The sequence below is a fragment of the Nonomuraea muscovyensis genome (assembly GCF_014207745.1).
GTDB lineage: Bacteria > Actinomycetota > Actinomycetes > Streptosporangiales > Streptosporangiaceae > Nonomuraea > Nonomuraea muscovyensis.
Genome location: NZ_JACHJB010000001.1, coordinates 3,130,868 through 3,155,177, shown reverse-complemented (window position 1 = coordinate 3,155,177; position 24,310 = coordinate 3,130,868). Strand labels below are relative to the sequence as shown.

Annotated in this window: 21 protein-coding genes and 1 pseudogene; 14 read left to right on the top strand and 8 right to left on the bottom strand. The window is 71.9% G+C overall.

The window, feature by feature from the left end; translation table 11 throughout:
• The first annotated feature begins 2 nt into the window (after positions 1–2).
• From FHU36_RS14990 to FHU36_RS14980, 3 genes and pseudogenes are all read left to right on the top strand, one after another.
• On the top strand, positions 3–632 hold the full coding sequence (locus FHU36_RS14990) for a response regulator (RefSeq protein WP_185084280.1): 630 nt from the start codon (positions 3–5) through the stop codon (positions 630–632).
• Between the two features lie 119 nt (positions 633–751).
• Positions 752–850 (top strand): annotated as a pseudogene (locus FHU36_RS14985) (IS200/IS605 family transposase); the annotation flags it as partial.
• A 192-nt stretch (positions 851–1,042) separates the two neighbouring features.
• Positions 1,043–2,134 carry a baeRF10 domain-containing protein gene (locus FHU36_RS14980; RefSeq protein WP_185084279.1) on the top strand — a complete coding sequence of 364 codons (1,092 nt, stop codon included), beginning with the start codon at positions 1,043–1,045 and terminating at the stop codon, positions 2,132–2,134.
• A 96-nt stretch (positions 2,135–2,230) separates the two neighbouring features.
• Here FHU36_RS14980 and FHU36_RS14975 read toward each other — a convergent pair whose 3' ends face one another.
• Positions 2,231–3,583, bottom strand: coding sequence for an NYN domain-containing protein (locus tag FHU36_RS14975; RefSeq protein ID WP_185084278.1), 1,353 nt, complete (start codon positions 3,581–3,583; stop codon positions 2,231–2,233).
• A 184-nt stretch (positions 3,584–3,767) separates the two neighbouring features.
• Positions 3,768–7,112, bottom strand: a complete 3,345-nt coding sequence (locus tag FHU36_RS14970; protein WP_185084277.1) for a sigma-70 family RNA polymerase sigma factor — start codon at positions 7,110–7,112, stop codon at positions 3,768–3,770.
• A 131-nt stretch (positions 7,113–7,243) separates the two neighbouring features.
• Between FHU36_RS14970 and pyrE the strand changes: the two genes are divergently transcribed.
• Positions 7,244–7,777: an orotate phosphoribosyltransferase gene (gene pyrE, locus FHU36_RS14965; RefSeq protein WP_185084276.1), complete on the top strand. Its 534-nt coding sequence runs from the start codon at positions 7,244–7,246 to the stop codon at positions 7,775–7,777.
• Positions 7,778–7,789: 12 nt separating this feature from the next.
• Here the strand turns inward: pyrE and FHU36_RS14960 are convergent, their stop codons facing one another.
• Positions 7,790–8,221 carry a hypothetical protein gene (locus tag FHU36_RS14960; RefSeq protein WP_185084275.1) on the bottom strand — a complete coding sequence of 144 codons (432 nt, stop codon included), beginning with the start codon at positions 8,219–8,221 and terminating at the stop codon, positions 7,790–7,792.
• A 31-nt stretch (positions 8,222–8,252) separates the two neighbouring features.
• Complete coding sequence (locus FHU36_RS14955; protein ID WP_312891595.1) at positions 8,253–8,963, bottom strand: DedA family protein; 711 nt, start codon at positions 8,961–8,963, stop codon at positions 8,253–8,255.
• Positions 8,964–9,121: 158 nt separating this feature from the next.
• On the opposite strand from FHU36_RS14955, the gene fbaA reads away from it, so the two are divergent.
• The 3 genes from fbaA to FHU36_RS14940 all read left to right on the top strand — a co-directional run bounded on the left by fbaA (position 9,122) and on the right by FHU36_RS14940 (position 11,972).
• Positions 9,122–10,144, top strand: a complete 1,023-nt coding sequence (gene fbaA / locus FHU36_RS14950) for a class II fructose-bisphosphate aldolase (RefSeq protein WP_185084274.1) — start codon at positions 9,122–9,124, stop codon at positions 10,142–10,144.
• Positions 10,145–10,178: 34 nt separating this feature from the next.
• Entirely contained in the window at positions 10,179–10,589 is a 411-nt protein-coding gene (locus FHU36_RS14945) for a DUF3151 domain-containing protein (RefSeq protein WP_221495894.1), read from the top strand.
• 99 nt (positions 10,590–10,688) lie between these two features.
• The gene (locus FHU36_RS14940) at positions 10,689–11,972 is read left to right on the top strand and encodes an adenylosuccinate synthase (protein ID WP_185084272.1); all 1,284 of its coding nucleotides are present in this window, start codon (positions 10,689–10,691) and stop codon (positions 11,970–11,972) included.
• A gap of 14 nt (positions 11,973–11,986) precedes the next feature.
• Here the strand turns inward: FHU36_RS14940 and FHU36_RS14935 are convergent, their stop codons facing one another.
• On the bottom strand, positions 11,987–12,634 hold the full coding sequence (locus FHU36_RS14935; protein ID WP_185084271.1) for a GNAT family N-acetyltransferase: 648 nt from the start codon (positions 12,632–12,634) through the stop codon (positions 11,987–11,989).
• Positions 12,635–12,834: 200 nt separating this feature from the next.
• On the opposite strand from FHU36_RS14935, the gene FHU36_RS14930 reads away from it, so the two are divergent.
• Positions 12,835–13,740 (top strand): glycerophosphodiester phosphodiesterase family protein, encoded by a 906-nt coding sequence (locus FHU36_RS14930; RefSeq protein WP_185084270.1) that lies wholly within the window; start codon positions 12,835–12,837, stop codon positions 13,738–13,740.
• Between the two features lie 295 nt (positions 13,741–14,035).
• On the opposite strand, the gene FHU36_RS14925 is transcribed toward FHU36_RS14930, so the two are convergent.
• Positions 14,036–15,025 carry a helix-turn-helix domain-containing protein gene (locus FHU36_RS14925; protein WP_185084269.1) on the bottom strand — a complete coding sequence of 330 codons (990 nt, stop codon included), beginning with the start codon at positions 15,023–15,025 and terminating at the stop codon, positions 14,036–14,038.
• Positions 15,026–15,142: 117 nt separating this feature from the next.
• Here FHU36_RS14925 and FHU36_RS14920 point away from each other — a divergent pair, with 117 nt between their 5' ends.
• Together FHU36_RS14920 and FHU36_RS14915 are read left to right on the top strand one after the other, a co-directional pair.
• Positions 15,143–16,171, top strand: a complete 1,029-nt coding sequence (locus FHU36_RS14920; RefSeq protein ID WP_185084268.1) for a saccharopine dehydrogenase family protein — start codon at positions 15,143–15,145, stop codon at positions 16,169–16,171.
• Between the two features lie 253 nt (positions 16,172–16,424).
• A complete protein-coding gene (locus FHU36_RS14915) occupies positions 16,425–16,637 on the top strand; it encodes a hypothetical protein (RefSeq protein ID WP_185084267.1) in 213 nt (70 codons plus the stop codon).
• A gap of 365 nt (positions 16,638–17,002) precedes the next feature.
• On the opposite strand, the gene corA is transcribed toward FHU36_RS14915, so the two are convergent.
• Positions 17,003–18,058 carry a magnesium/cobalt transporter CorA gene (gene corA / locus FHU36_RS14910; protein ID WP_312891594.1) on the bottom strand — a complete coding sequence of 352 codons (1,056 nt, stop codon included), beginning with the start codon at positions 18,056–18,058 and terminating at the stop codon, positions 17,003–17,005.
• Between the two features lie 349 nt (positions 18,059–18,407).
• On the opposite strand from corA, the gene purD reads away from it, so the two are divergent.
• The 4 genes from purD (at position 18,408) to FHU36_RS14890 (ending at position 23,311) form a co-directional block, all read left to right on the top strand.
• Positions 18,408–19,643, top strand: coding sequence for a phosphoribosylamine--glycine ligase (purD, locus tag FHU36_RS14905; protein WP_185084265.1), 1,236 nt, complete (start codon positions 18,408–18,410; stop codon positions 19,641–19,643).
• Positions 19,640–20,476 carry a phosphoribosylaminoimidazolesuccinocarboxamide synthase gene (locus FHU36_RS14900; RefSeq protein ID WP_185084264.1) on the top strand — a complete coding sequence of 279 codons (837 nt, stop codon included), beginning with the start codon at positions 19,640–19,642 and terminating at the stop codon, positions 20,474–20,476. Before purD ends, FHU36_RS14900 begins: the two co-directional genes overlap by 4 nt.
• A gap of 78 nt (positions 20,477–20,554) precedes the next feature.
• Entirely contained in the window at positions 20,555–21,820 is a 1,266-nt protein-coding gene (gene murA, locus FHU36_RS14895; RefSeq protein ID WP_185084263.1) for a UDP-N-acetylglucosamine 1-carboxyvinyltransferase, read from the top strand.
• A gap of 201 nt (positions 21,821–22,021) precedes the next feature.
• Positions 22,022–23,311 carry a GTP cyclohydrolase IIa gene (locus FHU36_RS14890; protein WP_185084262.1) on the top strand — a complete coding sequence of 430 codons (1,290 nt, stop codon included), beginning with the start codon at positions 22,022–22,024 and terminating at the stop codon, positions 23,309–23,311.
• Positions 23,312–23,690: 379 nt separating this feature from the next.
• Here FHU36_RS14890 and FHU36_RS14885 read toward each other — a convergent pair whose 3' ends face one another.
• The gene (locus tag FHU36_RS14885) at positions 23,691–24,149 is read right to left on the bottom strand and encodes a rhodanese-like domain-containing protein (RefSeq protein ID WP_185084261.1); all 459 of its coding nucleotides are present in this window, start codon (positions 24,147–24,149) and stop codon (positions 23,691–23,693) included.
• Positions 24,150–24,310 lie beyond the last annotated feature (161 nt).

Sequence of the window (24,310 nt, the reverse complement as noted above, 5' to 3'; positions counted from 1 at the left end):
TCGTGACGGACCGTGCCAAGATCCTCCTGGTCGATGACCGCGAGGAGAACCTGATAGCCCTGGAGGCCATCCTCAGCTCGCTCGACCTGGTGCCGGTGCGGGCCCGGTCGGGCGAGGAGGCGCTCAAGGCGCTGCTCAACACGGAGTTCGCGCTCATCCTGCTGGACGTCCGGATGCCCGGCATGGACGGGTTCGAGACGGCCGCCCACATCAAGCGGCGTGAGCGCACCCGCAACATCCCGATCATCTTCCTGACGGTGGTCGACAGCGCCCCCGACTACGCCTTCCGCAGTTACGCGGCGGGTGCCGTCGACTACCTCACCAAGCCGTTCGACCCGTGGGTGCTGCGGGCGAAGGTGTCGGTGTTCGCCGAGCTCTACAACATGAACAAGCGGCTGGCCGAGCAGGCCGCGATGCTGCGCGAGCGGGTGTCGACCGAGCTGCCGCCGGGTGCCGGCGACCAGTCGGCGGTGCTGCCGGAGCTGTCGCGGCGGCTGACCGCGGTGGAGGAGGACCTCGAACGGGTGCGCGAGGTGGCCCGCAAGTCGCAGGACCAGGCGCTGGCGTCGCCGCTGTCCGACCTGGCCGACCGGGTGGCGAGCCTGCGGGCCGGGTTCGACGCGCTCTCCTGACTCGGCTTCCTCCCGGTCCTCGGCGTTCACGTCCGCGACCAGGCCGCACCCGGTGCACCGGAAGACCGCTTGCGAAGAAGCCGTGATCGAGGTGTGTGACGGTCACTGCCATCACGCATGGCCGCGTCTGGTCGCCGTCCTGCTTCGCGGCGTCCTGCGGCGGCGCACCCTTGTCGATCATCCGCCAGTACATCGGACAGCAACGCCGCCCGACCTGAGACGAGGGTCCGCACTACGCGCTCCGGGCTGTCTGGGCCATCCCCTGTCGGGGGACCGATTCATCCCCGGCCTGAAAGCCGAGGCCTTCTTCGGAGATGCGGTAAAACCGCAGGCAACATCCGCCAATAGAGCGATTTGTGCAGATTTCGGGTCTCTAGAGTCGTAGTGGTGCCGGGCAGAGGAGAACCGACGTGGTGCACGATCTTTCGTTCCTGCGTGAGCTCGTGGCGATGAAGGACGAGATGGGCGTCGTCTCGCTCTACGTGACCGCCGAGCCGGGAGGTGGCGCTCCGGCACTGCGCGCGGAGTTGCGGGCCGTACGGGAGCGGGTGGCCGGATGGCCGGACCGGATCCGGCGGGCCACCGTGCTGGAACACCTCGACGCGCTGGAGCCGGAGGTCGCCGAGCTGGCCGATCCGGCCGCGCCGGGGCTCGGGCGGGCGCTGTTCGCGCCGGTGTGCACGAGCGAGGTCCGCCGGGCCGCCCTGCAGGTGCCGGTCGGCACGAGCGCGGTGCTGGAGCCGACCCCGTACGTACGCCCGATGATCGCCGCGATGGCCACCAGCGCCCCCGCCGGCGTCGCGGTGGTGCGACGGGAGGGCGTACGGCTCATCGACTACCGCTACGGCCTGGCCGAGGACGTCCACCTGTCCGCGTTCGACCTCGACTGCGACGGCGAGGGCGGCGGCCCGCGGGAGCCGCGGCGGCTGGCGGAGTGCCTGATCCGCTGCCTCCACTCGGCCGCCCCCGAGATCAGCAACCGGATCGGCGCGCTGCGCTGGAGCGACGTGCTGCTCGTCGGCGACCCGAAGCTGACCGGAGTCCTGGCGGAGGCGCTGTGTCCCCTCGACCCCGTCCAGATCCACGCCACCGTCGAGGCCGGGCTGCCGGCCGGCGAGGTGGTCGGCCGCATCGCCGGCGAACTGGCCGCGGTGCGGGTGCGCCGGGACGCCGAGACGGTCCAGCGGGCCACCGACCTGGCGCTCGCGGGCGGGCGCGGCTCGCTCGGTCTCGCCCGGACGCTCGGGCTGCTGAACGAGGGGCGGGTGGACTGCCTGCTCCTCGACGAGAGCGGCCGCTGGCGGGGCGGCCGGGGCCGCGACGGCTTCCTGTACGCGGCGGGCCAGGCACCGCTCGGTATGGAGACCGTGGAGGAGCCCGATCTGGGCGAGCGGATGATCGAGCGGGCGCTGGAGACCCGCGCCGAGGTGATGATCGTGCACAGGGACGCGGCGGTCGCGCTGACCGCCCACGACGGCGTGGCGGCCCTGCTGCGCTGGTGACCGCGACGGCGTCGCACACCCTGGGTGCGGGTGGGCCACGACAGCCTGGTGCGGCAGGCAGCCGCTACGCCGTGCCGTGGGTGCGGGTCTGGCGGGTCATTGCCTGGCCCGTTCCAGGGCGTCCCAGAAGCCGCGGCGCAGGGCGTGGCGGACCTCGTCGTGCAGCAGGAAGTCGATCGGCAGCGACGAACCCTGCAGCAGCCGGGCCTCCAGGTCGGACGGCATGCGGGGCTTGCGCGCGAGCACGGCCTCCAGCCAGAGGGCCGGCGCGTCACGGGCGACGGACTCGCCGAAGTCGTGGCCTTCACGGTGGGCGGCCTTGACGGCGTCGGCCAGCGTGGTGGCGCCGCCCTTCGCGGAGGCCGGCGGGACCGGCGCGGGCTGCGGGCCGGTGTAGGCGCCGAGCTGCGAGGGCTGGTAGGTGCCGTTGGACGACGGCATCGTGAACTGGCCGGTGGTCGGCGTCTGCGGCTGCTGCTGGATCGGCCCGGTCGCCGGGGGCTGGGGCGGCGGCTCCTGCTGGTAGTAGCTGGGCAGCGCCGACGGCGTGGAGCCCTGACCGTGGCCGGCGGACGAGCCGCCGTCGCCGGACGGGACGGCGGGCGGGATGGCGGGTGTGGCGGGACCGTGCGCGGGCGAGCTGTGTCCGGACTGACCGTGCGCCGACGAATTGTGCGCCGAAGAGTTGTGCGCGGAGGAGTCGTGGGAGCCGTGGGTGGGAGCGCCGTGGGACGACGAGCGGGGCGGGGCCGCGTGGCTGCCGCTGCTCTGCGGCGGGGTCGGCAGCGAGGCGGGCAGCGAACCGGGCGCCGAGGCCGACGACGACGGGGGCGGTGCGGGCGGAAGCGCGTGCGTGGCGGCGTGGCCGTTGCTGAGCGGCTGGTGGTGGCCGTTGGACGAGGGCTCGCTGATGCCGGTCACCAGGGTGACGTACGGCCGCAGGTGGGTCGCGCCGAGCTCGATGAGGTCGTCGCCCTCCTGCCGCAAGGTGCGTGAGACGGCCCAGCCGCCCTCGGCGGCGATGTGCACCACCGTCACCCGGATGCCGAGGTCCTGCGCGTCGCAGACGACCTGGGTGAGGTCCTCGTCGCCGCTGACCACGACGGCGTCGCAGATGGCGTTGTTGCGGGCGAGCGTCATCAGATCGCGGTGAACCTGGGCGTCGACGCCCTCACGGCGGCCCGGCCGGATGCGCGACAGGCGCAGCTTCAGACCCGGGATGTCGGCCAGCGCGTCGTGCTCCGGGGTGCGGCGCCCCTCGACGGTCGCCTCGTACCAGTAGCACCGCAGCAACGGCAGCCCGGTGCGCTCGCGCGACAGGCCGGTCATCAGCTGGAGCAGCCCCGGATAGTCCCAGGAGACGGCTTCGCGATGGCGGGTACCGTGCACGGCCATCGCGCCGTCGGCCAGCAGATAGCCAGCGTCCACGAACAGCGCGCAGCGATCCACTGAAACCGCCCCTTTCCTGGTGGTCCGACCTCACTGGCTCTGCACCGTCAGAGCCGGACGTGGCGGCCCTCTCTCAGGGTAGTGAAAGCAGGTGATCGCGCGAGGTTAATCCCGACGATTCGCCCCCCGCCCGCCGGTGGACCGGCCGATCCAGGGAGACCGTACCAGTTTGTCCACATTATGGTCAGGGGCGGGCACGCACGCTCACCGCGACCACCCCGAACAGCAGCACATCCCGCTCGGCCGCGATCGTCAAGACCGGCTCCTCCCCCAGCGCGGTGTGGAAGGTGTCGACGTCCACCCCGAACGTCGTCCCCTGCGCGCCGTTCGCGGAGCCGTCGAAGACGTCGGCCGGGTCACGGTCGCCGCCCACGGGGGCGAGCGGCCCCTCTCCGGCCGAGACACCGTCACCGTCGAGTCCGGCGTCCCCCTCCCACACCACCAACTCGACACGGGCGGGAACCCGCCCACCCCCTGCGCCCCCACCCCGTCCACGCCCCGACTCGGCACTCCCCCCTGCCGCCCGCACACCCCGCACCTCGGCACGGCGGACCGGGGAGCCGGTCTCGCCCGCCGACGCTCCGGCCGGGCGCGCCAAGGGCTCGGGGTGGCGCGTGGGCGCGTGCGTCGAGGAGCCTCGGGTGGGCTCGGGCGGGGAGGTCCAGGCGGGGGTGAGGCCGCCGAGGGGCAGGCGCAGGTCGCCCTCCGCACCGCCCGTCACCGTGGCGGTGTCGAGGACCACCGCCCGGCCGTACGGCAGCGCGGGGCCGGTCGCGACGACCACCAGGCTCCACCCCGCGTGCCGTGAGGCGCCCGGTTCCATCGGCGGGTCCGCCGCCCACCACGCGCCCTCCTTCCGCGCGTTGCCGACGAGCCCGGTCACGTCGGCGAAGGCCTGGTAGCCGGCCCCCGCAGGCAGCTCCCTGGCCATCACCTCGTCGGGACGGACGACGACGTATCGCCGCTGTCCCGGCGTCCTGAACTTGATCGGCCTGCCCGGCGTCCGCGAGGCGGCCGACCAGTAGAGCCCGGCCCAGACCACCCGGCTGCCTCGGGGCAGCCGGAGCTCGGCGCCGCTGGAGGCGGTCGTGGCGGGCACCGCGTCCTCGTCCAGCGGGACCAGGGGCCACAGGTCGTTGTCCCGCCTGTCGCCCGCGCGCTGCCTGGCCTCGGCGCAGCCGGCGCGTTCGGCGGGGCAGGACAGCAGGGAGTTGCCGACCGCCATGGCCGTCACCCGGCCGTCGGCCGCGAACCTCGCCGGCGCGCCTCCCGGCCGCACCCCCGCCGCCGCCCGTGCGGTCACCTGGAGAGGGCCCGCCTTCAGGCGTACGGACGGTCCGTGTCCGGTGGGGGCGTCGGGGGCCACCTGGACCCGCAGGAACACCGCCGTCCGGCCCCCGGCCTCCAGCGGCTCCCTGGCGCACCGCGCGCCCTGCCACACGGCCCGGCACGTCCACCCGTCCCCCGTCCCCGCCGGCCCCACGAACCTCGCCCTGTGACGACCCCCCGTCCGGAGGCCGGCGCTCGGGCCGCCGGCCCGGTCGGCGCTTCGGCCGGTGGCCGGACCGGTGGCCGGACCGGTGGCCGGACCGGTGGCCGGACCGGTGGCCGGACCGGTGGCCGGACCGGTGGCCGGACCGGTGGCCGGACCGGTGGCCGGACCGGTGGCCGAACCGGGGGCTGGACCGGTGGCCGAACCGGTGTTCGGACGGGTGGGCCGGCCGGCGCTCGGGTCGGTGCTCTCGTGGGTGGATTCTTCGACGCTCGGAGCGGTGCCGCGGCGGGCGCTGGGCCCGGCTCCGGGGCCGTGGATGTGCGGGCCCGATGGGGACAGGGTGACGCCGGGCGGGAGGTGGACGAGTGCCTCCAGCGCCCTGCTCGGCCCGTCGCCGATGTTGCGCAGGCGGACCGCCACGATGCCGGGCCGGGACGGCACCAGCGATCCCGCCGGGTCGATCGACGCCTGGAGCCTTGGGCGGCCGGCCGGGGCCGCCGCGTGCTCGGGGATCGCCTCGGGGGTGGGTGCGGCGGGCGGCGGGGTGGGGGGCAGGGTGGGCAGCAGGGTGGGCGGGGGCTGTACGGACACCAGGGGATGGACCACCGACGACGATGCGGGCCGCCCGTCCGGCCGCGTGCCGGCGATGAGCGCGAAGGCGGCGGCCGAGGTGACGGCGACGGCGGCGCACCCCGCCGCCCGCACCCGCCGGTCCGCGACGACACGCCGGAACCGCCCCCGCGACCGCCGCCCCACCACCACACCGGACCCGGCGCCGCCCGGAACGCCCTGCACGCCCCCGCCCCGCTCGCCCAACACGACCCCGCCGCCCTCACTCGGCACGACCCCGCCCCGCTCACCCGGCACGACCCCGCCGCCCTCGACCGGCACGACCTCCCCGCCCTCGACCGGGGCGACCTCCCCGCCTTCACCCGGCACACCTTCGCCGCCCTCACCCGGCACTACCTCGCCGCCCTCGACCGGGGTGACTGGCGCCTGGGCGCCCTCCTGAGCAGGCTGTTCCGGCTGTCTGGCGGCGTCCTCGGCAGGTCGCCCCGACCGCGGGGGCCCGGCGTGGGCGGGCTGGTCCTCGTGTGGGGCGGCGGAGGGGGTGGGACGTGCCGCGTGCGTGATCGTGGGGTGGGCCCGCCGGTCACCGAGGGCCGCGTCGCCGCCGGTGAGGGCGGCTGACCGCTGGGGGACGCCTGTGGTGACGGCCGGCTGGTCGCGGAGGATCGGGACGCTTCGCACGGTCTCGGCGCGGGTGAGGCGGGTTCTCGGGAGTGTCGCGCTGTAGGTCGGGAAGACCGGGCCGACCAGGAGCGGGCCGAGGACGCCACGGGGATCGCGTTCGAGGTCGTACAGCTCCGTCATGACCGCACGGCACTCGGGACAGCCCTCGACGTGCCCCTCGACCTCCCGCACCGCGCGCCGCGGCAGGTCGTTCACGACGTGGTCGGCCAGCAGGCCGAGGTACGGCCCGCACGGCTCGGGGTGCGGCGCGGACAGGTGCGTACGGAGGTAGGCACGGCGCAGTTCCGCGCGGGCGCGGCCGGTGAGGGCCCGTACGCCGTCGGGCGGCAGGCCGAGCAGCGGCGCCACGTCGGCGGGTCTGGACCTCTCCACCTCGACGTGCCAGAGCACCGCCTGCCACCGCTCCGGCAGCGACAGGAACGCCCGGGCGAGCATCGCGCCCCGCAGCCCGACGAGGGCCGCGTCCACGAACGGGCCGAACGGCTCCGGCGAGGACCCGCCCGCGATCCTGGCCCGGTCGTGGACCGTGCGGCGCACCACCGCCAGCAGGTGGACCCGGAAGGCCGCCCCGGGCTCGGCACCCCGGCCCACCAGGTCGAGGACCCTGGTGAACGACTCGGCCACCACGTCCTCGGCCTCGGTCTCCCCCCGGACGAGCCGGCGGGCCAGGGCGCGGGCGGCGGCCGCGTGGCGCTCGCGGAGCTCCTCGTACGCCCACGCGTCGCCGGCCGCGACCGCCTTGAGCAGGTCGGCGTCGCTCTGCGGTGGTTCGACACGCATGGTCACCTCATGATTACCGAAAGTTGCCGAGCGCATTCATTCCGCACCCACCGCCCCGGCTAAACCGATAACCCGCCATGACCTCCAGGTGCCCGATCGCGACCCAGGTGGGGGCCCATAAGCTTGGGCGCATGACGGATCGCGACAACCTCCTGGCCGAGATCAAGAAGAAGGCCGTGGTGCACGGCAAGGTCGTGCTCTCCTCCGGACGGGAGGCGGACTTCTACCTCGACCTGCGCCGCATCACGCTGGACGGCACGGCCGCGCCCCTGGTCGGCCGGGTGATGCTGGACCTGACCGAGGACCTGGCCTTCGACGCGGTGGGCGGGCTGACGCTGGGCGCGGACCCGGTGGCCACGGCCATGCTGCACGCCGCGGCGGCGCGGGGGCGTGAGCTGGACGCGTTCGTGGTGCGCAAGGCGCAGAAGGCGCACGGGCTGCAGCGCCGGATCGAGGGTCCGGACGTCGCCGGGCGCCGCGTGCTCGTGGTGGAGGACACCTCGACGACCGGCTCGTCCCCGCTGACCGCCGTGGAGGCGCTGCGCGAGGCGGGCGCGGAGGTGGTGGCGGTGGCCACGATCGTCGACCGCGGCGCGGCGGAGCGCATGGCCGGCGAGGGCCTCGACTACCGCAGCGCCTACACCCTGGCGGACCTCGGCCTGTGAGGCTGAGTGAGGTCAGGAGCCCTGGACGGTGAACGCCTCGCGTTCGCCCGGGTCGCCCTGGGGGCGCGGCGTGCCGTTCGCGGTGACCCGGACCGTGGCCGCGTCGGTGAGCACCACGTCGAGTTCGGGCTCGAAGTAGCTGACCTCCTCGCCCCTGCTCATGTCGCGGTACTGCAGCACGTCACCGCCGGGCACGCGGACCGTGACGAGCGGGCAGGTGTCGGCCACGCACTCGATGCGGACGGTCGGCACCTGGGCGGCGGCCGAGGGAGGCTGCGCGGTGGCGGTCCGGGCCTGCCGGCCAAGACCGGGTCGCTCCGGCGTGTCGAGCTGCGCGAAGAGCGCACGCCCGCCGATGACCAGGAGCGTCACCACCATCGCGGCTGCCAGGACGGCGAGCGCGAGGCGGGCGAGGCCCATCGGATCTGACCTGTGGCGTCCCACACAGGGAGGGTACCGCGCCAGAAGCCTGCGGCTAGGGGCCCTCGGTGCTCGACGGGATGCGGTGGTGCTTGCCGGTGGGCACGACCACGACCTTGGCCGCCCGGCGGCGCTTGACGACCTCGACGAAGATCGGGATCAGCGAGATGAACACGATGAGGAAGACGCCGGGCAGGATGTACTTGTCGATCTGCTTGGGATCGACCCGGTTGCCGAGGTAGTGGCCGAGGACGAGCAGCCCCTCGGTCCAGACCACGCCGCCGACGATGTTCCACACGAAGAAGCGGCGGCTCGTCATCTCCAGCACGCCGGCCACCGGGTTCATGAACGTGCGGACGATCGGCACGAACCGGGCCAGCACCACGGCCTTGGCCGGCCCGAACTTCTCGAAGAACTCCTCGGCCCGGTCGACGTGCTCGCGCTTGAACAGCCGCGAGTCGGGCTTGTCGAAGAGCCGTCGCCCGAAGCGGGCCCCCAGGAAGTGGCCGAGCTGGGCGCCCGCGATCGCGCACAGCGGGGTGCCGATCAACAGCACCGGGAACGACAACGGCTCGATGCCCATGCCGTACGCCACGGACGCCGAACTGAAAATCCCCGCGGCCACCAGGAGCGAGTCACCCGGCAGGAAGAAGCCGAGGAGCAGACCCGTCTCGGCGAAGATGATGGCCAGCACGCCGACTGTGGCGAACGCGCCGAGAATGGTGAGCCACCACGTCGGGTCGAGAAGATTCAGGAGCCAATCCACAGGCTGAGCCTACCCGTACCACAGGGGCTCGAAGGGCCAGCGCGCGGGCGGTTGCGGACATCTCCGGCGGGCACGCCGGGGAGCGTTGTCTCTACCACACGGGGTACCGGACGGGGATACTGGGCTGCGCGGAGCCTTACTTCACAGGGAGACGAATCATGCCGATAGCCACTCCAGAGGTCTACGCCGAGATGCTCGACCGGGCCAAGTCGGGCGGATTCGCCTACCCGGCCATCAACGTGACCTCCTCTCAGACTCTCAACGCGGCGCTGCGCGGCTTCGCCGAGGCCGAGAGCGACGGCATCGTCCAGGTGTCCACCGGTGGCGCGGAGTTCCTGTCGGGCGCCTCGGTCAAGGACATGGTGACCGGCGCCACGGCGTTGGCGGAGTACGCCCGCGTGGTGGCCGCCAAGTACCCGGTGACGGTGGCGCTGCACACCGACCACTGTCCGAAGAACAAGCTGGACGGCTTCATGCGGCCGCTCGTCGAGATCTCCCTCGAACGGGTCTCCAAGGGCCTCGACCCGCTGTTCCAGTCGCACATGTGGGACGGCTCGGCCGTACCCCTGGAGGAGAACCTGGAGATCGCCCAGGAGCTGCTCGACAAGTGCGCCCGCGCCCGGATCATCATGGAGATGGAGATCGGCGTGGTCGGCGGCGAGGAGGACGGCGTCGTCGGCGAGATCAACGAGAAGCTCTACACCACCACCGACGACGCGCTGGCCACGGCCGAGGCGGTGGGGCTCGGCGACAGGGGCCGCTACATGCTGGCCGCCACGTTCGGCAACGTGCACGGCGTCTACAAGCCCGGGCACGTCAAGCTGCGGCCGAGCGTGCTGAAGGACATCCAGGAGGCCGTCGGCGCCAAGCACGGCAAGGACAAGCCGTTCGACCTGGTCTTCCACGGCGGCTCCGGCTCGTCGCTGGACGAGATCCACGAGGCGATCTCCTACGGCGTCGTCAAGATGAACATCGACACCGACACCCAGTACGCCTTCACCAGGCCGATCGCCGACCACATCTTCCGCAACTACGACGGCGTACTGAAGGTCGACGGTGACGTCGGCAACAAGAAGACCTACGATCCTCGCTCCTACGGCAAGGCGGCCGAGGTCGGGATGGCCACCCGCGTGCGCGAGGCGTGCGAGCACCTCAAGAGCGCCGGGACGAAGATCTCCTAGCCACGCTCGGGGCCCGGCGGGTATGACTTGTCCTATGGATAACCTTCTCGCCGGGCCGCCCCCGACTCGCCTGCCGGACCTGCCCGAGGCCAGGGAGGCGCTCGAGGCCGGGGCCAAGGCCTCCGACGTGGCCGCCCGTTTCCCCGCCTACCCGGCGGCGTGGGCGGCGCTCGCGGAGGAGTACTTCGCGCAGGGGCACGCGGTCACCTCCTACGCCTTCGCCCGCACCGGCTACCACCGTGGGCTCGACCAGTTGCGCCGCAGCGGCTGGAAGGGACACGGGCCGATCCCGTGGGAGCACGAGCCCAACCGCGGCTTCCTGCGCTGCCTCTACTCGCTGGCCAGGGCCGCCCAGGCCATCGGCGAGAAGGACGAGGCCGAGCGGTGCGTGCAGTTCCTCAAGGACAGCGACCGGGCCGCCTACGACGCGCTCGCGGGCGACTAGCCCTTGGGACAGATAGGCACAGTCGGGTAGTCTCTGCACGCAAGAGCCCCTGTCGCGCTTGCGCCAGGGGTTTACTTTTGTGCTCGGGAGACTAGAACCATGCCGGCTGTCGTTCTCGTGGGCGCCCAGTGGGGCGATGAGGGCAAGGGCAAGGCCACCGACCTGCTCGGTGGCGACGTCGACTACGTCGTCCGCTACCAGGGTGGCAACAACGCGGGCCACACCGTGGTCATCGGCGACCAGAAGTACGCGCTCCACCTGCTGCCCACGGGAATCCTGTCGCCCGACGTGGTGCCGGTGATCGGCAACGGCGTCGTGATCGACCCGCGCGTGCTGCTGGAGGAGATCGACGGGCTCGCCGCGCGGGGCATCTCCGCCGAGCGGCTGCTGATCTCCGCCAACGCGCACCTGATCATGCCCCACCACCGGGCGCTGGACAAGGTCAGCGAGCGCTACCTCGGCAAGGCCAAGATCGGCACGACGGGCCGGGGCATCGGCCCCGCGTACGGCGACAAGATCTACCGGATGGGCGTGCGGGTCCAGGACCTGCTCGACCCCGGCATCCTGGCCAAGAAGATCGAGGTCGCGCTGACCGAGAAGAACCAGTTGCTGACCAAGGTCTACAACCGGCGCGGCATCGACGCCGGCGCGGTCGTGGAGGAGTACCTGGGCTACGCCGAGCGGCTGCGCCCGCACATCGCCGACACGTCGCTGGTGCTGAGCAAGGCGCTGGACGACGGCAAGTTCGTGCTGCTGGAGGGCGGCCAGGGCACGCTGCTGGACATCGACCACGGCACCTACCCGTTCGTCACCTCCTCCTCGCCCACCTCGGGCGGCGCCTGTGCCGGGTCCGGCATCCCGCCGACGCGGCTGTCGAAGGTGATCGGCATCGTCAAGGCGTACACGACGCGCGTCGGCTCGGGCCCGTTCCCGACGGAGCTGACCGACGAGACGGGCGAGTGGCTGCGGCAGACGGGCGCCGAGTTCGGCACGACGACGGGGCGCAACCGTCGCACCGGCTGGTTCGACGCGGTCATCGCCCGGTACGCGACGCGGATCAACGGCGTCACCGACTACTTCCTGACCAAGCTGGACGTGCTGTCCGGGCTGGAGCGGATCCCGGTGTGCGTGGCCTACGAGGTGGACGGGGTGCGGCACGAGGAGATCCCGATGACGCAGACCGACTTCCACCACGCCAAGCCGGTCTACGAGGAGTTCCCGGGCTGGCAGGAGGACATCTCGGAAGCCAAGACGTTCGACGACCTGCCGCCGAACGCGCAGGCGTACGTGCGGGCCCTGGAGGAGATGAGCGGCGCGCCGATCTCCGCCGTCGGCGTCGGTCCCGCGCGGGACGCCACGCTGGTGCTGCGCTCGCTCACCTGACCGCGGGACCGCCATCAGACGGTGAGGACGGCGGCCGTCATCGGGGTGTGGACGCACCAGCCGAGCGTCTCGTAGAGCGAGCGGCCGGCCGGGGTGGCCACGAGAACTCCCGTGCCGGCCCCGCCCGCTGCGGCGTGGGCGGCCAGCGCCCTCATGACGACGGTGCCCAGGCCGCGGCGCCGGTGGTGGCCGGCCGTCTCGACCTGGTCGACGACGGCCGTGCCGCCCGCGATGGCGAGCTGGCCCCGCGCCGCCACCTCGCCCGCCTGCGTGAGGAGCCGGGCGACCGTGACGCCGGCGCGGGTGGTGAGGGCCAGCGTGTAGCCGGGAGGCGCCGTCACGGGCGCCTCCTCCAGTTCGGCGGTCATCATGAACTCCGGCTCCTGCACCGCCCACGACGGCGGCAGCCAGCGCTCCACGGCCTCGGCCGGGGCGCACAGCTTCAGCCACGTGCCGGGGGCGTCCAGCACGGCCGTCAGGTGGCGCAGCGTCGCCGGGGTGGGCGACGGGACGATGTGGCGGGACAGGTGGCCCGGGAGGCCGACGTCGACGCGCACGCCCCACGGCTCGCGCACCGGGCCGGGGGCGTTGCGGGAGATCACCCAGCCGTCCACCCACGCCCGCACGGTCTCGGGCCTGACCGTTCTGACAGCCTGCGTCATGGCGATCAGCGTAGGGCAGGGATATGACATCTATCCATGCAAAAGGGTGTCTACCCGGCAAAGTGCACCTCACCATCACACGGCACCCGATGCCGGACACCGGCGCCCGGCCCGATCGGCATCTCTCGGGCGTACGACCACAAAAGGGGCGCGGCGTGGCGACTCACGGGGCGGGGCGGCTGCCAGGGTAGGGTCCCGGTGTGCGCGTTGAGATACACGGTCATCGGGGAGCGAGGGGCCTGTGGCCCGAGAACACGCTGCCAGGTCTGATCCGCACGATGGAGCTCGGGGTGCACGCGCTCGAGCTCGACGTCGCGCTCACCGCCGACGGACGGCTCGTGCTCACGCACGATCTCACGGTCTCGGCCGTGACGAGCGCCGACACGCGGCCGGTCCGGCCGGACGACCCGAGCTTCCCCTACGTCGGCAAGCCGATCAACTCGCTGACGCTGGCGCAGTTGCGCACCCTCGACGTGGGCGTCCGGCTGCCGAGCCGGCCGGACGACCCCTTCGCCCCCACCCAGCTCCCGATGCCGGAGACCCGGATGCCCACGCTCGGCGCGGTGCTCGGGCTGGTCAACGCCTACGAGGCCGACGGGGTGCGGCTGCACGTGGAGCTCAAGTCCGACCCGACCAGGCCCGCGCTGACGGCCGATCCGGAGCTGTTCACCCGGCTCGTGGTGGACGAGCTCGAACGGCACGGCCGGCTGGACAACGCGGCGATCCTGAGCTTCGACTGGCGGGTCATCGGCCACGCGGCGGCCATGGCGCCGGGCACATCCCGGTTCGCGCTGATCGAGCTCGACACCTTGCACTGGCACGACGACCTGGGCGACGACATCCCCGCCGCGGCCCGCAACGCGGGGGCCACCACGCTGTCGCCCGAGCACGTCATGGTGGACGAACGGCTGATGTCCCAGGCGACCGCGGCCGGCCTGGACGTGGCCGTGTGGACGGTCAACGACCCGGCGCTCGGGGCGCGGATGCTGGACCTGGGAGTGGCGGGCATCGTCACCGACTACCCCGACCGGATGCGCGACCTATGGCGCGACCGCGGCCTTCCCCTTCCCGCCCCCGTCGAACCCCTCCGGCCGGTCACCGTCTGACCCCCTGACAACGGACGAGGGCCCGCCGGATCCTCTCCGGCGGGGCCCTCGGTCCCACGTGCGCGTACCGGTGTGCGTGTCGCCTCTCGGCGAGTGGCACAACGCGGCTCCAGCCGAACGGTATTCCGCGAAGGCGATAGGTGAGGCCCGGGGACACTGGGCACACCGGCCACGACTCATGTAACCGTGGGCGGTCCGTGATTGTTCCCGCCCCCGCTCCACTGCCCACAGCGCCGGGGACGGCTGGTGGAGGACGAGGGCTACCGACCGCGGCTTCGGGGAGTCTGCCGCCCCATCACCCTGTGGGGCGTTGGTGGCGGTGCCCGCTGTCGTTCGCGCCGGGGCGGGTCCGCGAGCGGAAGGTGCGGCGGTAGGTGTCCGGAGGGACGCCGACCGTGCGGTTGAAGTGCCGACGCAGTGTCGTGGCGGTGCCCATGCCGGTGGCCGCCGCGATGGCGTCGACGCTGTCGTCGGTGGTCTCCAGCAGCTCCTGGGCGTGGCGGATCCGCTGGTTCAGCAACCATTGCAGCGGGGTGGTGCCGGTCACCGACCTGAAGTGCCGGCCCAGGTTGCGCGAGCTCATCCGCGCCTGGCGGGCCAGGCCTTCCACGGTCAGCGGACGGTCCAGCCGTTCGATCACCCAGGGGAACAGCTCGGCGAGCGGGTGGTTGTCCGGGGCGGGCACCGGGGTGGTGACGAACTGGGCCTGGCCGCCGTCCCGGTGCGGCGGCACGACCAGGCGGCGGGCGACCGCGTTGGCGACAGAGGACCCATGGTCAAGGCGGACCAGATGCAGGCACAGGTCCATGGCGGCGGCTTTGCCGGCGGAGGTGAGCACGCTGCCGTTGTCCACGTACAGGACGTCCGGGTCCACCTCCACCCGGGGATAGCGGGCGGCCAGGACCTGGGCGTGCTCCCAGTGCGTGGTCGCGCGCTTCCCGTCCAGCAGGCCGGCGGCGGCCAGCACGAACACGCCCGTGCAGAGGGAGGCCACCCGTGCGCCGGCCTCGTGGGCCGCACGCACCGCGTCGACCAGGTCGGCGGGTGGATCCACATCGATGTCGGCCCAGCCCGGGACGATCACGGTGTGGGCGCGCGAGAGGTGGTCGAGGCCGCGGTCGGGCTCCAGCCGGAACCGGCCGACCCGCACGGCACCCGGCCCGCAGACGACGACGCTGTACCAGGGATCGGCCACGCCGGTCAGGTCGGCCCCGAAGACCTCGTACGCCAAGGACAGCTCGAAGTGCAGCATGCCGTCGGTGACGGCCAGCGCGACAGTACTCATGTCCGAAATTGTATGGGTAATGGCGTTCCAGACGCTCGCCTGAGAGCACCGACCTTTGCCAGGATGTTCGCAACAGATCGCAGCAGAGGATCTGGACTTGAGCTGGGAGGACGACCCATGGGAACAGGGCAGACGGTGGCGGTGTTCGGCGCGTACGGGCACACCGGGCGCTTCGTGGTGGCGCAGTTGCGGGATCGCGGGTTCGTTCCGGTCCTGTCCGGACGCGACGCCGACAAGCTGAAGGTGCTGGCGTCCGAATCCGGACTGGAGGCCCGCCCGGCGTCGGTCGATGACCCGGCCTCGCTCGACCGCGCACTGGCCGGCGCGGCGGCCGTGATCAACTGTGCCGGCCCCTTCGCCACGACGGCCGCTCCCGTGATCGAGGCGGCACTGCGCGCCGGGATCCCGTATGTGGATGTCGCGGCCGAGATCGAGGCCAACATCGATACGTTCACGCACTTCACGGACCGTGCCCGGGCCGCGGGAGCGGTGATCGTCCCTGCGATGGCCTTCTACGGCGGCCTCGGCGACCTGCTGACCACCGCCGCGATGGGCGACTGGACGACGGCCGACGAGGCGCACATCGCGTACGGGCTGAGCAGTTGGCACCCCACCGCCGGGACACGGATCGCGGGCGCGGTCTCCCGGCAGCGGCGGGGCGGCCAACGCGTCCGCTACACGAACGGTCGAGTGGAGTACCGCCATGACGCCCCGCCGACCCTGGAGTGGCCCTTCCCCGACCCGATGGGGCCCCGAGCCGTCATCGGGGAGTTCTCGATGGCTGACATCGTCACCGTTCCCAGCCACCTGTCCATCCCCGAGGTGCGCACCTACATGACGGTGGAAGCGGCCCGGGACATCTCGACTCCGGACACACCGACGCCGGCCCCGGCCGACGAGCTCGGGCGGTCGGCGCAGACCTTCCTCGTCGATGTCGTCGTGCGCTTGGGCGGCAGCGAACGGCGCGCCGTGGCGACAGGGCAGGACATCTACGCCGTCACCGCGCCGCTCGTGGTGGAAGCGGTTGACCGCATACTCACGGGGCGGACCAGGACGGTCGGTGTCGCCTCCGCCGGCGAGATCTTCGACGCGCCCGACTTCCTCCGCGCGCTGTCCCCGCACATCTCCCTGGACCTGCGTCCCTAGCAGCACATCCGGGGCGGGCGGCCGCGCCGCCCTCCTCGGCCCGCGGGACGCACCGCGCACCAACCGGTCGGCGAACCACGGCTACTTCGCCCTGAACCCCACGAGTCTTCGTCAGGGACGCCGGCGTCCCTGACTCCGGCTGACTCACGGAACCGCCGTCCCCTGATGACCGTCGCCCGGCGTCACTCGACCAAGAGCCCTTCACTTCGGAATGTTCTCCGTATCAGAACGCGTTCTGAATTACGATGGCGATGTGAGCGCCCTCACCTTCGATGAGCTGCGCGCCTTCACCCTCGAACTGGTCGAAGCCCTCTCCGACGCCGCGGAACTCGATGTCGACGACACCGCCCAGGAGGTCATCGCGGGCTGGCGGGCGACGGCTCGCATCAAGGCCAGCCGCGCCGAATACGCCGCGGCTCGCAAGGGCACAAGCGGTGACTTCGGACCGGTCCGGGTCTCCCCATGAGCCCGAAGCGCGGGGACCGGGTCACCGTTCCACCGCCCGACGACGAATAGGACGTGCGGTTCGGCACCAGCGAGGCTGTCACCGGATGGGAGGAGCTGTGCCGTCACGCCCTGGCCAACACACGCCGCTGTTACGATGCGCTCCGCGCTGACCCACGCTCACGCGTGTCCTACGGGCGCCGCCATCGCCTGCGAGGTGACCTCGCCACTCATCGCCGCGATGGCCAGGACCTGGAACAGTGGAGTTCGAGGTCACCAGTGGCGGACGGGTCCGCTATGCCATCGACGATGCCACTCGCACCGTCTGGGTGATCTACGCGTCGCCTCGACATCCGAAGGACACCGAGTGAGCGCTCCACGTTTCGGTCAGAGCCAGCCGTTGCGGCGGAAGCCGCGGTGCAGGAGCAGGCAGGCGGTGATCATGACGGCCAGGACCGCCGGGTAGCCCCAGACTTGCTTGGTCTCGGGCATGAAGTCGAAGTTCATCCCGTAGATGCCGGCGATCATCGTGGGCACGGCCAGGATGGCGACCCAGGACGAGATCTTGCGCATGTCCTCGTTGGCCAGGGCGTTCGAGCGGGCCAGGGCAGCCTGGAGGATGGAGCTGCACAGCTCGTTCGACGACTCGACCTGCTCGCACACCCGGGAGAGGTGGTCGCCGACGTCGCGGAAGTACTCGCGCATCTCGGAGGGGATGACGCGACGCTGGGGCAGCGCCGACAGGGGGCTCTGGAGGGGCGTGACCGCCCGCTTCAGCTCCAGCATCTCGCGCTTGAGCTGGTAGATGCGGTTGATGTCACGGGAGCTGACGTCGGCGAAGACGGTGGCCTCGACCTCTTCGAGCTCAAGCTGCATGAGGTCGGCCACCTGGAGGTAGCGGTCGACGACGTGGTCGGCGATGGCGTGCAGCACGCCGGCGGCGCCGCGCTGCATCAGCTCGGGGCGGTCCTCCAGGCGCTCGCGCACCTCGGTCAGGGGGCAGTGCTCGCCGTGCCGTACGGTCACCACGAAGTCGGCGCCCAGGAACACCATGATCTCGCCCGTCGCGATGATCTCGCTGGAGGCGGTCAGCTCGTCGTGGTCGAGGTAGGCGATGGTCTTGAGGACCATGAACAGGGAGTCACCGTAACGCTCGACCTTGGGGCGCTGGTGCGCTTTGACGGCGTCCTCGACGGCCAGCGGGTGCAGGCCGAACACCTCGGCGAGCCATTCGACCTCGGGGGCCTCGGGCTCGTGCAGCCCCACCCAGAGGAAGGCCCGCGAGTCGCCGGACAGGGCGTTGTGCTCGCGGACGAGGCGCAGCGACTCGGGGATGCCGACGAGGTCGGCCTTCTTGCCGTCGATGTAGGCGCCGTACTCGACGATGGAGGCGGGCACGCGGACGGCCCGCTCAGGCTTGGGAAGCTGACGGGCGGCGTGCACCTGGACAGGGTGACGGTTGATGCGACGGAAAAGCGTGGACGAGCGCATGGCGGTCCCTTTCCGCCCGACCTGGCACGCTCCACGCGCGACGAAAGGTCACCTCAATCAACACACAAGCGTGGAGGCACGATCAGGCTGCCGGATTGGAGTGGTCGGGGGTATGTGCGGCGTACGTGCCAGAGCACGTACTGCTGGGATCACCAGGTTTCATACCGGACCACCTCCAATCATCACGAGACGCCATACAGCCGCACCAAGTTACCACAGCAAGCCGGCGTCAACCCGGTAACGCCCGAAGGCGGCCGACCCACGGGGGTGGCGAGCGGCGAGAGCTGCGACAATAGGGCGCGTGCGCGTTCTAGTCATCGGATCCGGAGGGCGTGAGCACGCCCTGTGCCGTTCACTCAAGCTCGACCCGCAGGTCAGCGAGCTCCACTGTGCCCCCGGCAATCCGGGCATCGAGGAGATCGCGACCGTGCACGCCGTCACGTCCACCGACCCGGAGCAGGTGGCCGCGCTGGCCACGCGGCTGGGGGCCGACCTGGTCGTCGTGGGGCCCGAGGCGCCGCTGGTCGCCGGTGTGGCTGACGCGGTGCGGGCCGCGGGGATCGCGTGTTTCGGCCCGTCGCGGGACGCGGCGATGATCGAGGGTTCCAAGGCGTTCGCCAAGGAGGTCATGGCGGCGGCCGGCGTGCCGACGGCGCGGGCCAGGACGTGCGTGACCGAGGAGGAGGCGGCCGCCGCTCTCGACGAGTTCGGTGCGCCGTACGTGGTCAAGGACGACGGGCTGGCCGCCGGCAAGGGCGTGGTCGTCACCGGGGACCGCGAGCGGGCGCTGGCGCACGCTCGGGCGTGCGAGCGGGTGGTGATCGAGGAGTTCCTCGACGGGCCGGAGGTGTCGCTGTTCGCGCTGAGCGACGGGCGCACCGCGGTGGCGCTGCAGCCGGCGCAGGACTTCAAGCGCGCCTACGACGGCGACGAGGGCCCCAACACGGGCGGCATGGGCGCCTACACGCCGCTGCCGTGGGCGCCCGAGGGGCTGACCGAGCAGGTCATGCAGGAGGTCGTGCACCCGACGATCGGTGAGCTGGCCCGGCGCGGCCTGCCCTACCAGGGCGTCCTCTACGTGGGCCTGGCGTTGACCGCGAAGGGGCCGAAGGTCGTCGAGTTCAACGCGCGCTTCGGCGACCCGGAGGCGCAGGTGCTGCTCGACCGGCTGGAGACGCCGCTGGGCGGGCTGCTGACGGCCTGCGCGACGGGCACGCTGGGCGAGCAGGCGCCGCCCGCCTTCCGCGCCGGGTCGGCGGTGACCGTGGTGGTCGCCGCCGAGAACTACCCCGAGGCGCCGGTCAAGGGCGACGTGATCAAGGGGCTGGAGCCGACCGAGCACGCGTACGTGATCCACGCCGGCACCAGGCGGGTGGACGGCGAGGTGGTCTCCGACGGCGGGCGGGTGCTGAGCGTGGTCGGCACCGGGACCGACCAGGAGAGCGCGCGCCGCCATGCCTACGAGCTGGTGTCGCGGGTCGAGCTGCGCGGCTCCTTCCACCGGACCGACATCGCGAGGACGGACTCTGCGCAATGAAGCACCTGCACTCCGGCAAGATCCGCGACCTCTACGAGACCGACGACGGCCTGCTGCTGATGGTCGCCTCTGACCGGATCTCGGCGTTCGACCACGTCCTGGAGCCCGACATCCCCGACAAGGGGGCCATCCTGACGCAGCTGTCGCTGTGGTGGTTCGAGCGCCTGGCCGACGTGGTGCCCCACCACATCGCCGGTCCGGGGCCCGACGCGCGCAGCATGCTGTCGCGGCCGCTCCGGATGGTGCCGGTCGAGTGCGTGGCGCGCGGCTACCTGACGGGGTCGGGGCTGGACGACTACCGGCGCGACGGCATGGTGTCGGGCATCCGGCTGCCGGCGGGCCTGGAGGACGGGTCCCGGCTGCCCGAGCCGATCTTCACGCCCTCGTCGAAGGCGCCGGTGGGCCAGCACGACGAGCCCATCTCGTTCGAGCAGGTGGTGGCCGAGGTCGGCGCCGAGACGGCCGAGGCGCTGCGGCGCATCACGCTCGCCGTCTACACGCGCGGCGCCGAGATCGCCCGCGAGCGGGGCATCATCGTCGCCGACACCAAGATCGAGCTGGGCTGGGACTCCGACGGCGTGCTGACGCTCGGGGACGAGGTGCTGACTCCGGACTCGTCGCGGTTCTGGCCGGCGGACGAATGGCGCCCCGGACGGCGACAGCCGTCCTTCGACAAACAATATGTACGGGATTGGCTGGCCTCACCCGAATCAGGTTGGGACAAATCCTCCGGAAACCCTCCGCCCCGATTGCCGGACAAGGTGGTCGAGCAGACGAGGCAGCGCTACCTGGAGGCCTACGAACGCATCACGGGCACTTCCTTCAACGGATGATTCGGCCGGGACAGGCGGTGCGAGCGGCTACTGTTGGCCCGGTCTAAGGCCGACTGATACTTCCGAGGAGCCGCACGAATGGTCCGTTACCGCGTGCGCGGTGGCAACGCCCTGCGTGGAACCGCCTTCATCCAGGGCGCGAAGAACGCCGTGCTGCCCATGATCGGTGCCGCGCTGCTCGTCCCGAAGGGCCGGACCGTGCTGCGGAACGTCCCGCTCATCGAGGACGTCCGCCGCGCGGTCGAGCTGGCCGAGACCGTCGGGGCGCACGTCGAGCTGCACGAGGCCGAGCGCACGCTGGTCATCGACGCCTCGCGGCTGCACAGCCCCGTCCTGCCCGCCGAGATCGCCCGGCGATTCCGTGGCTCGGTGCTGTTCACGCCCGCGCTGCTGCACCGGCTCGGCGAGGCGATCGTCGAGGGCGTCGGCGGCTGCAACCTCGGCAGCCGCAACCTCGACTTCCACTACCTCGGCTACAAGCGGCTCGGCGCGGTCGTGGACGAGGGCGAGACCGTCATCCACGTCAAGGCCTCGGGCCTGACCGGCGCGACCCTCTACCTCGACACCCCCTCCCACACCGGCACCGAGAACCTCATCATGGCCGGCGCGCTGGCCCGCGGCACGACCGTGATCGAGAACGCCGCGCTGGAGCCCGAGGTGCTCGACGTCATCGACATGCTCACCAAGATGGGCGCGCGGATCAGCGGCGGCGGCACGGGGTTCATCACCGTGGAGGGCGTCCAGGAGCTGCACGCGGTCGAGCACACCGTGATGCCCGACCGGCTCGACGCGGGCGTCTTCGCGATGGCGGCGGCGATCACGCAGGGCGAGGTGAGCCTCGTGGGCACCGGCCTCGATCTCGGTGTCGTCCGCTACAAGCTGGAGCAGATGGGCGTCGAGTTCGCCCGGCAGGGCGCCGTGCTGAACGTGCGCTGCGACGGGCCGCTGCGCCCCATCAACATCATCACCGACACCTATCCCGGCTTCGCCACCGACCTGCAGTCGCCGATGATGACGGTCGCGGCCCTGGCCGGCGGCCACAGCTACATCCACGAGCGCATCTTCGACGGCAGGTTCGCACTGGCCGGCGAGCTGAACAAGATGGGCGCCGACGTGAAGGTGGAGGGCAGCCGGGCGATCGTCCGCGGCGCCACCCCGCTGACGGGCACTCGGGTGACGGCGCACGATCTGCGTTCGGGCATCGCATTGGTGCTCGCCGGACTCGCCGCGAGGGGCGAGACGGTCATCGAGTCGGGATACCTCATCGACCGCGGGCACGCGCATCTCGCCGAGCGAATGCGAGCTCTTGGAGCGGACATTACACGAGAGATTTCTGCGGGTTGAAAATCACCGGGAAATGCCTCCTGAGCTGCCCATACTTGTTGTAGCGCGGTCGGGACCGCCGACTTTCCGGAAAAGTCGGGCGTGACATTACGGCCCTCGCGAGCGATCGTTCCAAAAGAGAGCACTGCAACTTACGGCAGGATGGGACGAACATTGGTCGAGAGGGCCGAAGAAACAACACGAGTGTCACGCCCGAGTGCGATGACACCGGACCTCACTATCGGCGTGGTCGGACCCCACGATCTGGTCGAGCGCGTCATGTTGATGGGGCACGCCGCGGCGCCTCTGCCCTGTCGCCTTGTGGCGGCCGCCTACCGCGATGAGCAGGAGGCGCCCGACAAGGTGACGCGGCTCGGTCCCGGTGTCGACGCGTGCCTGTTCGCCAGCCCGGTCCCCTATGACCTGGCCAGGCGTTCCGGCGTGCTGACGATGCCCGCGACCTACGTGCAGCTCGGCGGCGCCGCCTTGGTCGCCGCGCTGGCGAAGGCCGCGCTGGATCCGCGCATCGACCCGCAACGGGTCAGCGTCGACGTGGTGTCCCGAGCCGACGTCGAGGAGGCGTACACCGATCTCGGCATCCCCGCCGGGGACGTGCACAGTCGCGACGAGCCAGGAGCCACTGGCACGATCGCGGCCTACCATGAACGGCTGGCCCGCCAGGGCGCCACCACGGGTGCGCTGACGTGCCTGCCGGCGGTCGCCGACCGCCTGCAGGCGGCGGGCGTGCCGGCCATCAGGGTCAGGCCCACCTCGGCGGCGGTGCGCACGGCGCTGCACACGGCGGCGCTGCTGGGCGCCCACCACCGGCTGGAGGAGTCCCAGCTCACGGTGGTGCTGGTGGAGGTTCCGACATTGCGCGAGCCGGTGCGGCGCGCCGCACCGCGCTACTGGCGCGACGAGCTGCGGCTGTCTCTGCACCGGCTGCTCGTGCAGGAGGCGAACCGCATCAACGCGACCGTCTGGCCCATCGACGACCACAGCTACCTGGTGATAGCGACCAGGGGCTCGGTCGCGGCGGCCACCGACGGCTTCAGGGTGCTGCCGTTCGCGTCCAGGATCCGCGACGAGCTGGGGCTGGCGGTCGAGGTAGGTGTGGGGATGGGTCGCACGACGCACGACGCGGAGGCGCACGCACGGGCCGCGCTGGCACGCACGCAGGCCGGCAAGCAGGCCCAGGGGTTCGCCGTGGATCGCGAGGGCCGAGCCCTCATCCCGGCCCCCAGGATGCCGCCTACGGGCGCGACCGCGCTCAAGCCCAAGGGCGTGGAGGTGCTGGCGCGGCTGGCGGCCAAGCTGGAGAGCGGAGACACGGTCGTCGACGCCGAGGGCGCGGGCAAGATGCTCGGGGTGACACCGCGGACGGCTCGGCGGTTGCTGCGCACGCTGGTTGACGAGGGACTCGCGTGGCCGCTCCCGCCGAACCGCACGCCGCAGCCGGGGCGGCCGCGGCAGCTCTACCGGCTCATCGTGGAGAAGCTCGGTCCGCGCTGACCGCCCCTTTGTACAGGTCCGCCGTCCACCTTCCCCTTCCACGGGCGGCGGGCCGTACTCATTCGCCTTTTGGAGAAATCCCTTTGACGGCACGGCCGAGCCGGCCGCCAACCGCCGCACGGGGCCGGGGGCCTTCCAGGAAGACGGCCGCTGACCCGGCACATCGCGGGCCGCCGTTACGCCGCATTCTTGGCCATACCTTCCGTTCTTTGTGGCCATTGGGACAAAAGGGAGTTTGCATCACATAAGTCCCCTTTGGCGGGAGGGGTTTTGTGGCCTGTCTTACGGAGTTCTTGGTTGACCGTTGTGGATACGGGTATGTTCTCCGACGCCCCCGATCGACGGGATTCGGACGGGGGCGCCAATCTCCTCCCGCGCCTCAGCAGGCGCAGGCGGCGCCCGTCACGGGAGCCGTCAGCGGGTCCACGGGGCGGCGGGCGGCCCCTGAGACCGTCTCCACCGGCAAGCCCTCCCTGGCCCAATACTCGAAGCCGCCCAGCATCTCCTTGACCGGATAGCCCAGCCGGGCGAACTCCAGGGCGGCCCGCGTGGCGCCGTTGCAACCCGGACCCCAGCAGTAGGTCACCACCGTGACGTGCGCGGGCACCACTTCGGCCGCGCGGGCGGCGATCTCGGCGGTGGGCAGGTGGACGGCGCCCTGGATGTGGCCCTGTCGCCAGCTCTCCAGGCTGCGGGAGTCCACGACCACGATGCCGGGCTCCCCCACCGCCAGGTCGGCGGCCACGTCGGAGACGTCGGTCTCGAAGGCGAGGCGGGCGGCGTAGTGGGCGAGCGCGGCGGCGTTGGCGGCGGCGGGGACTGCGGTGACTGCGGACATGGTCTTCCTCACATGAGTACGAGGTTCGGGCCGGTGACCAGCCTGTCCGGCCGGACTGCGACGCGACAGTGGCGTGAAGGCCGATCAGCGCTAAGATCTCGCCACATCTATGGCCGATATCCGCGTGTTCCGGCCGGGGAATGACCGATATTGTCATCAGT